We start from the raw sequence: 12,502 nt of genomic DNA, 5'->3' as shown, positions 1-12,502 counted from the left end.
AGCGCGCCCAAGGGCGCGCCGGGCGCTAGGCGTTGAGCGCCTTCCAGATGCCGAGCGTGGCTTCGGCGTGGTTGAGCGTGTAGAAATGCACGCCGGGCGCGCCGTTTTCCAGCAGGGTCTGGCACAGCTCGGACACGACGTCCAGGCCGAAGGCGCGGATCGAGGCCTTGTCGTCCCCGTATTCGGCCAGGCGCAGGCGGATCCAGCGCGGGATTTCGGCCCCGCACATCTCCGAGAAACGCACCAGCTGGGTGTGGTTGGTGATGGGCATGATGCCCGGCACGATGGGTATGGCCACACCCTTGGCCTGCGCGCGCTCGACGAAATCGAAATACGCGTCGGGGTTGAAGAAGTACTGCGTGATGGCCGCGTCGGCGCCAGCCTGCACCTTGTTGACGAAATGCGCCAGATCGGCCGACGGACTTTCGGCTTGCGGATGCATCTCGGGGTAGGCGGCCACCTCGATATGGAACCAGTCGCCGGTTTCCTGGCGGATGAAGGCCACCAGATCGCTGGCGTAGCGCAGTTCGCCCGCGTCGCCGCCCATGCCCGAAGGCAGGTCGCCCCGCAGCGCGACAAGCCGACGCACGCCCTGCTCGCGGTAGGCCGCCAGGATGTCGCGCAGCTGGTCGCGCGTGGCGCCGATGCAGGACAGGTGCGGCGCCGCGTCGCAGCCGAGATTGCGCAGCGTGCGCACGGTGTCGGCCGTACCGGCGCGCGTGGAACCGCCCGCGCCGAAGGTGACGCTGACGTAGCGCGGCTGGATCGCCAGCATCTGCTTGGCCGCGCGCACCAGGCGCTCCTGGGCGGCGATGTCGCGCGGCGGGAAAAACTCCAGGCTGAAAGCGGGAGCAGTGGATTGGGTCATCAGGGGATCAGTTTGGTCAGCAGGCCGGCGATGATGCTGTACAGGATCGCTCCCGCCACGGCCCACCAGAACCCGTTGACCTGGAAGCCGCGCAGCACGGAGCCGGCGAACCAGAACAACAGGGCGTTGAGAATGATCAGAAACAGGCCGAGCGTGACTATGGTGATGGGCAGCGTCAGCAGGACCAGCACCGGCTTGACCAGCATGTTCAGCAAGCCGAGCACCAGCGCCGCCACCAGCGCGGAGCCGAAGCTGGCCACCGTGATGCCGGGCAGCAGATAGGCCACCGCCAGCAGCGCGACCGCATTGAGGATCCAGACCAGAATCAGAGCCATGTTCGATCTCCTTGGTATGAGACGGGCAGCGCCACGATGGCGCGGCCCCGCCCCTATTGTGCTACATCAATCAATAGCGATAGTGGCCCGGCTTGAAGGGCCCTTCGACCGGCACGCCGATGTAGTCGGCCTGCTGTTTGCTCAGCGTCGACAGCTTGGCGCCCAGTTTCTTCAGATGCAGGCGCGCCACCTTCTCGTCCAGGTGCTTGGGCAGCACGTAGACCTGGCCCGTGGTGTAGGCCTCGTTGCGCGTGAACAGCTCGATCTGCGCGATGGTCTGGTTGGCGAACGACGAAGACATCACGAAGGACGGGTGGCCGGTGGCGCAACCCAGGTTCACCAGGCGGCCCTTGGCCAGCAGGATGATGCGCTTGCCGTCGGGGAAGATCACGTGATCGACCTGCGGCTTGATCTCTTCCCACTGGCAGTTTTCCAGCCCGGCGACGTCGATCTCGTTGTCGAAGTGGCCGATGTTGCACACGATGGCCTGGTCCTTCATGGCTTCCATGTGCTGGCGCGTGATGACGTGGTAGTTGCCGGTGGCGGTCACGAAGATATCGGCGTGCGCGGCGGCCTCTTCCATGGTGACGACCTTGAAGCCTTCCATCGCGGCCTGCAGGGCGCAGATCGGATCGATCTCGGTCACCCACACTTGCGCGCGCAGCGCGGCCAGCGCCTGGGCGCAGCCCTTGCCCACGTCGCCATAGCCGGCCACCACCGCGATCTTGCCGGCCACCATCACGTCGGTGGCGCGCTTGATGCCGTCGACCAGCGACTCGCGGCAACCGTACAGGTTGTCGAACTTCGACTTGGTGACCGAGTCATTGACGTTGATGGCGGCGAAGGCCAGCTCGCCCTTTTGCGACATCTGGTACAGGCGATGCACGCCGGTGGTGGTTTCCTCGGTCACGCCCTTGATCTGGGCCAGGCGGGTCGAATACCACTTCGGATCGCGCGCCAGGGTTTCCTTGATGGCCGCGAACAGCACGCGCTCTTCCTCGCTGCCGGGCTTGGCCAGCACCGAGATGTCCTGCTCGGCGCGCGCGCCCAGGTGCAGCAGCAGGGTGGCATCGCCGCCGTCGTCCAGGATCATGTTGGCGTGGCGGCCTTCGGGCCATTCGAAGATCTTGTGGGTGTACTGCCAGTACTCCTCGAGGGTTTCGCCCTTGATGGCGAACACCGGCGTGCCGGTGGCGGCAATGGCCGCGGCGGCGTGGTCCTGGGTCGAGAAGATATTGCACGAGGCCCAGCGCACTTCGGCGCCCAGCGCCACCAGCGTTTCGATCAGCACGCCGGTCTGGATCGTCATGTGCAGGCTGCCGGCAATGCGCGCGCCCTTGAGCGGCTGGCTGGCGGCGTACTCGTCGCGAATCGCCATCAGGCCGGGCATCTCGGTCTCGGCAATGGCCAGCTCGCGGCGGCCCCAGCCGGCCAGCGCCATATCGGCGACGATATAGTCGGCAACGGATTTATCGGTTACAGCATTCATGGTGTGGCTCCACGTGAAAGTCGAACGGCGCGCAATGAAGCCGGACAACGCGTAGCGCCATGATCCGCACGGCGCGTACTCGCCTTTCCCGCTTCATGCGACAAAGGTGAGCGCCGTTGCTGCGGCGCCGCGCGATGCGCGGCGCGTGAACAAGGATTTCCTGAGCCTGGCGACCGGCATGCCGTGGACACGGCCCGGGTCGTCGCAGCGCTCCTCAGGGATAGGCGGCATTGTACCGGCTCGCCGTGGCCCCGCAAACGGTGACGCATGCAAGGCGCGTCATATGCGCTGGGCGGCCGGCGGCAAGGCCAGCGGCGCCTCGACCAGCGGCGTGAACGCCGCCAGCAGGTCGCGCGCCACCGCGTCCCAGGTACGCGTCAGCGCGTGCGCCCGCACCTCGTCGCGATCCAGCGCCAGCGCGGCGCGGCAGGCCTGCGCCAGGTCGTCGTCGAGAAAGCCGGTGGCGCCCTGCTGCACCACGGCCAGCGGCGCTTCGCTGCGAAAGGCCGCCACCGGCGTGCCGCAAGCCATGGCCTCCAGCATCACCAGGCCGAACGTGTCGGTCAGGCTGGGAAAGACGAACACATCGGCGGCGTTGTAGTAGGCCACCAGGCGGTCATCGGCCTGCGGGCCGGCGAAATGCGCGGCCGGGAACTTCCTGCGCAGGCGGGCTTCGTCGGGGCCGCCGCCCACGATCACCTTGCTGCCCGGCAGCGCCAGCGACAGGAAGGCATCCAGGTTCTTCTCGCGCGCCACGCGGCCCACGCAGAGAAACAGCGGGCGCGGCAGTTCGGGCAGGAAATCGCGCGGCCCGGGCGCGAAGCGGCGCGCGTCGACCCCCCGCGACCATACCTGCAGATTGCCCAGGCCGCGCCGCGCCACGATGTCGCGCACGGTGGGCGTAGGTACCAGGACCCGCTGCGACGGCCGGTGGAACCAGCGCAGGTAGCGCCACGGCAGGCCGGCCGGAATGCCCATGCGCGCCTGCAGGTAGTCGGGAAACATCGTGTGGAACGAAGTGGTGAAGCGCCAGCCGCGGCGCAGCGCCATGCGGCGCGCGGCCAGGCCCAGCGGCCCTTCCGTGGCGATGTGCAGCGCATCGGGCACGACATCGCCCAGCACGCGGCGCAACTGGCGCCCCGGCTGCAGGCACAGGCGCAGGTCCGGCTCGGACGGCGCCGGCACGGTACGGCTGCCCTGCGGGCTGACCACGATCAACTCGTGCCCCCAATCCTGCAGCAGGCCTTGCATGGTGGTCCAGGTACGGACCACGCCGTTGACTTGCGGATGCCAGGCATCCGTGACGAGGACGATGCGCATGGTGCGGGACGGCAGGTGGACAATGCCGCGATTTAGCCCGCGCGATGTGACATGGCCAAGACAGGCCGCCGTGCGCCCCTCAGTTATTGCGGCGCGGATACCCCTGGGCCTGGATGCGTACCCAGACCTCGCGCTTTTCCTCTTCGCTCATGAACACCCAGTTGGCGACTTCCATCGCCGTGCGGCCGCAGCCGCGGCAGATATCGTCGAACAGGGTGGAGCAGACCGCCACGCAGGGCGAGTCGGTAGCGGTGAAAACCCGCGCCGGCCGGTCGGGCGTCTCGTCGGACTCGACCCGTGGCGCGACGGGAAAAGAAGCATCGGTCATGGGCAACAGCTTAGCATCGGGACCCCGTCCCGGTTCCGATATCCCTGCCGCCGGCGCGGCCAAGCGAAACGCCCCGCCAGGCGGGGCGTTTCGCGACACGGGAGAACGGCTCAGGCGCCTTGCTTGAGCGCGGCGGCCTTGTCGGTGGCTTCCCAGGAGAACTCCGGCTCCGAGCGGCCGAAGTGCCCGTAGGCAGCGGTCTTGGTGTAGATGGGGCGCAGCAGGTCCAGCATGTTGACGATGCCCTTGGGGCGCAGGTCGAAGTGCTCGCGCACCAGCTTGGCGATCTGCTCGTCGGGAATCACGCCGGTGCCTTCGGTGTACACCGTGATGTTGATCGGCTCGGCCACGCCGATGGCGTAGCTGACCTGCACCTGGCACTGGCGCGCCAGGCCCGCGGCCACCACGTTCTTGGCCACGTAGCGGGCGGCGTAGGCGGCCGAGCGGTCGACCTTGGACGGATCCTTGCCCGAGAACGCGCCGCCGCCGTGCGGGCACGCGCCGCCGTAGGTGTCGACGATGATCTTGCGGCCGGTCAGGCCGCAATCGCCCTGCGGGCCGCCGATGACGAAGCGGCCGGTGGGGTTGACCAGGAATTTGGTCTTCGGCGTGATCAGGCCCTCGGGAAAGCTGGGCTTGATGATGTCCTCGATCACCGCCTCGCGAATCGAGGCCTGCGAAATCTCGGGCGAGTGCTGGGTGGACAGGACCACGGTGTCGACCTCGGCCGGGCGGCCGTCGACGTAGCGGAACGTCACCTGCGACTTGGCGTCGGGACGCAGCCAGGGCAGGCGGCCGTCCTTGCGCAATTCGCTCTGGCGCTGCACCAGGCGGTGCGCATACCAGATCGGCGCCGGCATCAGGTCGGGGGTCTCGTCGCATGCATAGCCGAACATCAGGCCCTGGTCGCCGGCGCCCTGGTTCAGATAGTCTTCCGAACTGCGGTCCACGCCCTGGGCGATATCGGGCGACTGCTTGTCGTAGGCGACCAGCACCGCGCAACCCTTGTAGTCGATGCCGTACTCGGTGTTGTCATAGCCGATGTGGCGGATCGTGTCGCGGGCGACCTGGATGTAGTCGACGTTGGCGGTGGTGGTGATCTCGCCGGCCAGCACCACCAGGCCGGTGTTGCACAGCGTTTCGGCGGCTACGCGGGCGTTGGGGTCCTGCGTAAAGATGGCGTCGAGGATCGCGTCCGAAATCTGGTCGGCGACCTTGTCGGGATGCCCTTCAGAGACGGATTCGGAGGTGAACAGAAAATCGTTGTTGGCCACAGATACTTCCTCACGTACCGGCCTGAAGCCGGCGCATAGGTTACGAGGCGCGCTGCACCCCGGGATCGCTATGTACGGAAGATCTGGGCGCGACGCTTTAGCGGATTTTGCGCGGACTTGGCGCACCAGCGCCACCCCCGCTGTCGCCCCGCAAGTTGTCGGTTAACTCGGCGACCCGAGCATTTTAGGCGAAAATGCGCACTTTATGCTTGGCGAGTCCTTCTATACAAATAGCGGACACTCCAGGCCAACGCCCAACGTACCGCCCTTTCATTCGCATCGATGCTCGTCACCCTGTTACGTATGGCCGCGGCCCTGCCGCTGCCGTTCCTGCATGCGGCCGGCCGGCTGCTGGGACGGCTGGCGTATGCCTTTCCCGGCAAATACCGCGACCGCCTGCGGGCCAATGCCGCCCAGGCCGGCTATCCCCAGCCCGCCTTCGCCCGGCGCGCCGCCGGCGAAATCGGGGCCATGATCCTGGAAATGCCCAAGGTGTGGTTTCGCAACGAACAAAGCCTGGGAAAAGTGGTGTCGGATGACTACGCCATCGTCGAGGCGGCGCGCGCCGAGGGGCGCGGCATCCTGTTCCTGACGCCGCACCTGGGCTGCTTCGAAATCACCGCGCGCTACCTGGCGCGCCAGATGCCCATGACGGTGATGTTCCGCCCGCCGCGCAAGGCCGCGCTGGCGCCGGTACTGGAGACGGCGCGCAACACCTCGGCGGTCAACGCCGTGCCCGCCACCATGCAGGGCGTGCGCGAATTCGTGCGCACCTTGCGGCGCGGCGAGTCGGTGGGCATGCTGCCCGACCAGGCGCCGGGCGTGGGCGACGGCGTCTGGGCGCCGTTCTTCGGCCGCATGGCCTACACCATGACGCTGCCCGGCAAGCTGGCGAGCCAGACCGGCGTGGCCGTCATCCTGACCGCCGGCGAACGCCTGCCGGGCGGGCGCGACTGGCGCATCCACTATGCCCGCGTGCCCGAGCCGCTGCCCGACGGCCCGCAGGAGCAGGCCGCCCTGATCAACAGCGCCATGGAGTCGCTGATCCGGCGCTTCCCCGAGCAATACCTGTGGGGATACAACCGCTACAAAGTCCCGCGCGGCGCGCCGCCGGCGCCCGACAGCGCGCGGCAGGAACCCGAACAATGAGCCAATTCAAGACCCGCGCGCTGACCGCCATGCTGCGCGGCTTCGCACGCATGCGCCCGGCCACGCGCCAACGGGCCGGCGCCCTGGTGGGCTGGCTGAGCTACCGGCTGGCGCGCTCGCGCGTGCGCATCGTGCGGCGCAACCTGGAGCTGTGCTTTCCCGGCCAGCCCGAAGCCGTGCGCGAACGCTGGACGCGCGAGCATTTCCGCGCCCTGGGCCAGTCCATCGTCGACCGCGGCGTGCTGTGGTACGGCTCGCCCGAGGCCGTGCGCGAGATGGTCACCCAGACCGGCGCCGAACGCATCAATGCCCTGATCGCGGCAGGCCGCCCCGTCATCCTGCTCGCGCCCCATTTCGTGGCGCTGGACGCGGCGGCCACGCGCCTGACCATGGAGGTGCCCAGCGGCGCCACCATGTACACGCCGCAAAGCGATCCCGCGGTCGACGCCATCGTCCGGGCCGGCCGGGCGCGCTTCAACGAAGTATTCCTGGTCAGCCGCAAGGACGGCGTACGCGACCTGGTGCGCCACCTGCGCGAACCGCGGCCGGTCTACTACCTGCCCGACATGGATTTCGGACGCGCCGGATCGGTCTTCGTGCCTTTTTTCGGTGTGCCCGCCGCGACCCTGCTGGCCACCGCCCAGTTGGCGCGCAAATGGAATGCCGCGGTGCTGCCGATTCTCGACTTCTGGGATCCGCGCACCGGGCGCTATCACGTGGAAGTCCTGCCGGAACTGCCCGACTTCCCGGGCGACGGTTCGCTGGAAGACGCCACGGCGCGCCTGAACCGCGAGCTGGAGTCCTGGGTGCTGCGCTGCCCCAGCCAGTATTACTGGGTACACCGCCGCTTCAAGACGCGCCCGCTGGGCGAGCCCAAGCTGTACTGAAACGGCGGCCATCCCGGGCGTCCAGGGGCTTTCCGCGTCGGAATGGGTGATAATCCATGCATGATGTGGAACTTCACCAAAATGCACGGCGCGGGCAACGACTTCGTCGTGCTCGATGGCGTCCGTCAAGACATAGCGATGACGCCCGAGCGCGCCCGCGCGCTGGCCGACCGCCATTTCGGCATCGGCGCCGACCAGATCCTGCTGGTCGAACCCGCCACGCAGGCCGACGCCGATTTCCGCTACCGCATTTTCAACGCCGACGGCAGCGAAGTCGAACACTGCGGCAACGGCGCGCGCTGTTTCGTGCGTTTCGTGCACGAGCAAGGCCTGTCGGCGCGCAATCCGCTGCGCGCCGAGATCGTGACCGGCGTCATCGTGCTGGACGAGGGCGAAGACGAGCAGGTCACGGTCGACATGGGCAGCACCCGCTTCGACCCGCCGTCCCTGCCGTTCGACTCCACCGGCCTGAGCGCCCAGACGCAGGGCCAGGATACGGTCTGGAACCTGGAGATCGACGCGCCGGCCGGCCTGCCGCGCAGCGTGGCGATCTCGACCGTGGCCATTTCCAACCCGCACGCCGTGCAGGTGGTCGACGATGTCGACGCCGCGCCGGTCGGTGTGATCGGCCCGCTGGTCGAATCGCACCCGCGCTTCGCGCGCCGCGTCAACGTCGGCTTCATGCAGGTCGTCGACCGCCACCAGATCCGTCTGCGCGTCTACGAACGCGGCGCCGGCGAAACGCTGGCCTGCGGCACCGGCGCCTGTGCGGCCGTCGCCGCGGGCGTGCGGCGCGGCCTGCTCGATTCGCCGGTGCGCGTACACACGCGCGGCGGCATGCTTACCGTGGACTGGAACGGCGAGCGCCTGCGCATGACCGGTCCGGCCATTTCCGTTTTCAGCGGCCAGGTCGATATCGACCGCCTGGTGTTCACCAGCGGCCTGCACCGTTAGCCAGCGAGTACGAGATCAGCGTCCCCATGACTGCGCACACCCCTACCGAACCCCTGAACGCCCACGCTGTTGCCGAATTCCTGCAACACAACCCCGACTTCTTCATCGAACACGCCGACGTGTTCGCCACGCTGCAGATTCCCAACCCGCACGGCTCGCGCGCCATTTCGTTGGGCGAGCGCCAGATCCAGACGCTGCGCGAACGCACCCGCGAACTCGAATGGCGCCTGAGTGAACTGATCCGCAACGCCAACAGCAACGAAACCATCGGCGACCACCTGTCGCAGTGGTGCTGCCGCATGCTGGCCGAGGCCGATGCGCAGCACGTCCCGGGAGAAATCGCCCTGGGCCTGGCCGAGCAGTTCGACCTCAACCACGTGGCGCTACGCCTGTGGCGCCTGGAAGGCCTGCCGGAAAGCGGCTACGGCGAACCCGTCTCCGACGATGTGCGCACGTTCGCCGACAGCCTGAAGACGCCTTATTGCGGCACCGACACCGAATTCGAAGCGGTGAGCTGGCTGGACGCCAAGCCCAAGTCGCTGGCGCTGGTGGCGCTGCGTCCGGACGCCGAGGCGCCGACCTTCGGCCTGCTCGTATTGGGTTCGGACGATGCCGCGCGCTTTGCCCCCGACATGGGCACCGCCTTCCTGGAGGCCATCGGCAAGCTGGCCTCGGCCGCGCTGCGGCGCCTGGGTACGCCACCGCTGGCCGCCGCCTGACTCTTGCGCACCGCATGAGCGCCGCCCCCGCCGCCAGCCCCCTGCCCCAGCCCATGGCGGACTGGCTGCGGCACCTGCAGGCGCACCGCCGCTATTCGGCGCACACGCTGGACGGCTATACGCGCGACTTGCGGCAACTGGCGCAACTGGCCGCCGCGGCCGGGCTGCCGCTGGAGCGCGTGGCCAACGGCCATATCCGCCACTTCGTCGCCCGCCTGCATGCGCAAGGCCTGGGCCCGCGCAGCCTGGCGCGCGCGCTGGCGGCGTGGCGCGGCTTCTATCAATGGTGGGCCCCGGCCGCCGGCCTGCCCGGCAATCCGGCCACCGGCGTGCGCGCCCCCAAGGCGCCGCGCGGCCTGCCCAAGGCGCTCTCGGTCGAACAGACCCAGGTGCTGCTGGACCACGCCCCCGCGCGCCTGGCCACCGAGCCGGCCGCGCTGCGCGACCACGCCATGTTCGAGCTGCTGTATTCCAGCGGCCTGCGGCTGGCCGAACTGGTCAGCCTGGACCTGCGCTACGAGCGCACGCCCGAGTACGAATCCCGCAGCTGGCTCAACCGCGACGACGCCGAGGTCATCGTCGTCGGCAAGGGCGGCAAGCGGCGCTCGGTGCCGGTCGGGCAGAGCGCGCTGGCCGCGCTGGACAAATGGTTGCAGGCGCGCCCGCAACTGGCTGCCGCCGGCGCCGGTGCGCAGGATGCGGCGGCGCTGTTCGTCGGTACCCGCGGCCGGCGCATCGCGCCGCGCGTGGTGCAGCTGCAGCTGGCGCGCCTGGCCCAGGCGGCCGGACTGCCGGCGCATGTGCATCCCCACGTGCTGCGCCACAACTTCGCCAGCCACGTCCTGCAATCGGCCCAGGACTTGCGCGCGGTCCAGGAAATGCTGGGCCATGCCAACATATCGACCACCCAGGTCTACACGCGGCTGGATTTCCAGCACCTGGCGCGCGCCTACGACCAGGCGCACCCGCGCGCCGACCGCAAGACCTCGCGCTGAACCCGGCTGTGGTCAGTACGTCAGCCGCACACCCAGCAACACGCTGCGCCCGGGCAGCGGCGCCACGGTCGAAATGAACGACGCATGGTTGAACGCCAGCTTGTTCAGCAGGTTGTTGCCGCGCAGGTAGATCTCGTAGGCGGTGCGGTCCAGCTTGCCGCGATAGCGGATGGTGGCGTTGACCATGTCGTAGCCCGGCGTGGACGACTCGTAGGCCGCAATATCGTCCTGGCGATAGACATGGAAGTACTCGACGCCCCCCGCCCAGTTCTGCCATTGCGCATCGGCGCGCACGCCCAGGCGCGCGGCCGGGATACGCGGCAGGTTGCCGCCGCCGCCCGTGAGCCGTCCGCGGACATAATCGCCAAACACGGCCGCCGAGAACACCTTGCCGAAGCGGTGCCGGATTTCGCCCTCGACGCCGGTGAACTCGGCGTCGCGCTGCGTGTACTCGATGAGGCGGAAGTCTTCGTAGCGGTCCAGCGTATTGGCGTAGATATAGTTCTTCACCCGGTTGTGAAAGGCGCTGACGCTGAAGGTGGTGTCGCCGCTGTGCTTGCGCAGCGTCAGGTCGACGTTGCGCGAGGTTTCCCGATCCAGTCCGGGGTCGCCGATCTCGTAGGTGTTGGTGGCCAGGTGCACGCCGTCGGCATACAGCTCCTGGGCCGAGGGCAGACGCTGCGAGCGCGACACCGACAGGGCCAGCGAGTACTGCGGTGCGAAGTCCCAGATGGCGGCCGCCGACAGCGACGTGCCGGCGGTACGGGACGCCGGCGCGCCGCCCTGCGGCGAGACGCGCTGCCAGTCCTGGCGCGCGCCCAGTTCGACGCGCCAGTCGGCCCAGCGATACTCTTCCAGAAGGAACAGCCCATGGGCGCGCGTCTTGCTGCGCGGCAGGAACGCCTCTTCGCCCGTGGCGCGGAAGTCGCTGTACGACGTCTGCACGCCTACCACGCCATGCCAGCCGTACAGCGGCCGGTGCGTCAGCTCCAGGCGTGCGTCATAGCCGCGATTCTGGAAGCGCGTGCCCAGCTGCCCGCCTTCGATCTCGTCATGGCGATAATCGGTCAGCCCGCCGCGAAAGCGGATTTTCTCGAACCCGGCGAACGGGTCGGTGTATTCGGCGCGCAGGTCGGTACGGTTGCTGCGCAGCTTCACATACGGCACGTCGCCCGCGCCGTGCTCGTGCCCATGATCGTGTTCCGCCTCGCCCTCCTCGTGCTCGTCGTGGCCGTGGTCGTCATGACCGCCGCAGTGCAGGTGCGAACCGTGCGGATGGCAGCCCTCGTACTCGTGGTTGTGGCCGGGCAGGCCGTACTTGCTTTCGAGATGGGTGAATGCCACGCCGACGTAGCCGCGCGGCGTGATCCATGACATGCCGACCGTGCCCTGGCCCGATTCGCTGTACGAGCCGGCCAGCTTGCCGTCGGGCCAGTCGGGCACGCGATAGTCGCTGCTGCGGCGCTTCAGGCCCTCGACCCGGACCGCGAAATTGCCGCTGCCGGCGGTGATGCCAATGGCGCCGGCGCGCTCCTTCGTGCCGGTGGCGCCGCGCAGTTCAGCCTCGGCCTCGATGCCCTGCTGCGGCACGGCGGTGGGGATCTTGCGATCCAGCACATTCACCACCCCGCCGATCGCGCCGCCGCCATAAAGCAGCGTGGCCGGCCCGCGCAGGACCTCGATCTTGTCGGCCAGCAGCGGCTCGGTGGTGACGGCATGGTCCGGCGAAATGGCCGAGGCGTCCATCAGCTCGGACCCATCGGACAGCACCTTGACGCGCGGCGCCGTCTGGCCGCGGATGACCGGCCGGCTCGCCCCGCCGCCGAACGTATCGGCATGCACGCCCGGCAGCCCATCGAGCGTATCGCCCAGGGTTCCCTGGCGGCGCAGCAGCAGTTGATCGCCTTCCAGCACCGCCGCTGGCGCCGTCATGCTGTCGAGATCGCCGGCCAGCGGGCTGGCCGAAACCGTGATCGGCGCCAGCGTGGCCGCCTCGGGGGTACCGTCCGCGCTTGCCTGCGCGTGCGCGCCTTGCCAAGCCAATGCCAGCGCCAGGGCGGCGCTCAGCGGATGCCGTTCGAATCGCATGTTCCCTTCCCTACAAAACGATGTGCCATTCTCATTAAATGAAACGATATAACATACCAATTAAATCCGGCACCCGGGCGTGCAAAATTCGTCCCG

At 68.4% G+C, this 12,502-nt stretch carries 12 protein-coding genes and 1 riboswitch; of the genes, 5 read left to right on the top strand and 7 right to left on the bottom strand.

Annotation, left to right across the window (positions count from 1 at the left end; all coding sequences use genetic code 11):
- Window positions 1–25: 25 nt before the first annotated feature.
- The 6 genes from metF to metK form a co-directional block, all read right to left on the bottom strand.
- Window positions 26–868, bottom strand: a complete 843-nt coding sequence (gene metF / locus LK409_RS21385) for a methylenetetrahydrofolate reductase [NAD(P)H] (RefSeq protein WP_003807199.1) — start codon at window positions 866–868, stop codon at window positions 26–28.
- Window positions 868–1,203: a phage holin family protein gene (locus tag LK409_RS21380; RefSeq protein WP_003807198.1), complete on the bottom strand. Its 336-nt coding sequence runs from the start codon at window positions 1,201–1,203 to the stop codon at window positions 868–870. Before LK409_RS21380 ends, metF begins: the two co-directional genes overlap by 1 nt.
- Before the next feature lie 70 nt (window positions 1,204–1,273).
- Entirely contained in the window at window positions 1,274–2,692 is a 1,419-nt protein-coding gene (ahcY, locus tag LK409_RS21375) for an adenosylhomocysteinase (RefSeq protein ID WP_003807196.1), read from the bottom strand.
- 101 nt (window positions 2,693–2,793) lie between these two features.
- Window positions 2,794–2,914: riboswitch (S-adenosyl-L-homocysteine riboswitch) on the bottom strand.
- Window positions 2,915–2,971: 57 nt separating this feature from the next.
- Window positions 2,972–4,012: a glycosyltransferase family 4 protein gene (locus LK409_RS21370; protein WP_010927339.1), complete on the bottom strand. Its 1,041-nt coding sequence runs from the start codon at window positions 4,010–4,012 to the stop codon at window positions 2,972–2,974.
- Window positions 4,013–4,091: 79 nt separating this feature from the next.
- Window positions 4,092–4,340, bottom strand: coding sequence for a DUF1289 domain-containing protein (locus LK409_RS21365; RefSeq protein ID WP_003807192.1), 249 nt, complete (start codon window positions 4,338–4,340; stop codon window positions 4,092–4,094).
- Window positions 4,341–4,450: 110 nt separating this feature from the next.
- Window positions 4,451–5,614 (bottom strand): methionine adenosyltransferase, encoded by a 1,164-nt coding sequence (gene metK / locus LK409_RS21360; RefSeq protein ID WP_010925730.1) that lies wholly within the window; start codon window positions 5,612–5,614, stop codon window positions 4,451–4,453.
- 282 nt (window positions 5,615–5,896) lie between these two features.
- On the opposite strand from metK, the gene LK409_RS21355 reads away from it, so the two are divergent.
- The 5 genes from LK409_RS21355 to xerC are packed head-to-tail and all read left to right on the top strand — an operon-like array spanning window position 5,897 to window position 10,318.
- Window positions 5,897–6,763: a lysophospholipid acyltransferase family protein gene (locus LK409_RS21355; protein ID WP_010927338.1), complete on the top strand. Its 867-nt coding sequence runs from the start codon at window positions 5,897–5,899 to the stop codon at window positions 6,761–6,763.
- Window positions 6,760–7,650 carry a lysophospholipid acyltransferase family protein gene (locus LK409_RS21350; protein ID WP_003807185.1) on the top strand — a complete coding sequence of 297 codons (891 nt, stop codon included), beginning with the start codon at window positions 6,760–6,762 and terminating at the stop codon, window positions 7,648–7,650. The genes LK409_RS21355 and LK409_RS21350 overlap by 4 nt, the downstream gene beginning before the upstream one ends.
- A gap of 42 nt (window positions 7,651–7,692) precedes the next feature.
- Window positions 7,693–8,604 (top strand): diaminopimelate epimerase, encoded by a 912-nt coding sequence (gene dapF, locus LK409_RS21345; protein ID WP_010927337.1) that lies wholly within the window; start codon window positions 7,693–7,695, stop codon window positions 8,602–8,604.
- Between the two features lie 26 nt (window positions 8,605–8,630).
- On the top strand, window positions 8,631–9,323 hold the full coding sequence (locus tag LK409_RS21340) for a DUF484 family protein (protein WP_003807181.1): 693 nt from the start codon (window positions 8,631–8,633) through the stop codon (window positions 9,321–9,323).
- A 14-nt stretch (window positions 9,324–9,337) separates the two neighbouring features.
- On the top strand, window positions 9,338–10,318 hold the full coding sequence (xerC, locus tag LK409_RS21335) for a tyrosine recombinase XerC (protein WP_010927336.1): 981 nt from the start codon (window positions 9,338–9,340) through the stop codon (window positions 10,316–10,318).
- 12 nt (window positions 10,319–10,330) lie between these two features.
- Here xerC and LK409_RS21330 read toward each other — a convergent pair whose 3' ends face one another.
- A complete protein-coding gene (locus LK409_RS21330; RefSeq protein WP_010927335.1) occupies window positions 10,331–12,466 on the bottom strand; it encodes a TonB-dependent receptor domain-containing protein in 2,136 nt (711 codons plus the stop codon).
- Window positions 12,467–12,502: the final 36 nt, after the last annotated feature.

The organism is Bordetella parapertussis (genome assembly GCF_020735925.1).
In the GTDB taxonomy this organism is placed as follows: domain Bacteria; phylum Pseudomonadota; class Gammaproteobacteria; order Burkholderiales; family Burkholderiaceae_B; genus Bordetella; species Bordetella pertussis.
This window is presented reverse-complemented; position numbering and strand designations above follow the sequence as displayed.

Excerpts from the sequence above, each read along its gene's own strand:
- metF (WP_003807199.1), bottom strand. The coding sequence starts at position 868 with ATGACCCAATCCACTGCTCCCGCTTTCAGCCTGGAGTTTTTCCCGCCG.
- LK409_RS21380 (WP_003807198.1), bottom strand. The coding sequence starts at position 1,203 with ATGGCTCTGATTCTGGTCTGGATCCTCAATGCGGTCGCGCTGCTGGCG.
- ahcY (WP_003807196.1), bottom strand. The coding sequence starts at position 2,692 with ATGAATGCTGTAACCGATAAATCCGTTGCCGACTATATCGTCGCCGAT.
- LK409_RS21370 (WP_010927339.1), bottom strand. The coding sequence starts at position 4,012 with ATGCGCATCGTCCTCGTCACGGATGCCTGGCATCCGCAAGTCAACGGC.
- LK409_RS21365 (WP_003807192.1), bottom strand. The coding sequence starts at position 4,340 with ATGACCGATGCTTCTTTTCCCGTCGCGCCACGGGTCGAGTCCGACGAG.
- LK409_RS21355 (WP_010927338.1), top strand. The coding sequence starts at position 5,897 with ATGCTCGTCACCCTGTTACGTATGGCCGCGGCCCTGCCGCTGCCGTTC.
- LK409_RS21350 (WP_003807185.1), top strand. The coding sequence starts at position 6,760 with ATGAGCCAATTCAAGACCCGCGCGCTGACCGCCATGCTGCGCGGCTTC.
- dapF (WP_010927337.1), top strand. The coding sequence starts at position 7,693 with ATGGGTGATAATCCATGCATGATGTGGAACTTCACCAAAATGCACGGC.
- LK409_RS21340 (WP_003807181.1), top strand. The coding sequence starts at position 8,631 with ATGACTGCGCACACCCCTACCGAACCCCTGAACGCCCACGCTGTTGCC.
- xerC (WP_010927336.1), top strand. The coding sequence starts at position 9,338 with ATGAGCGCCGCCCCCGCCGCCAGCCCCCTGCCCCAGCCCATGGCGGAC.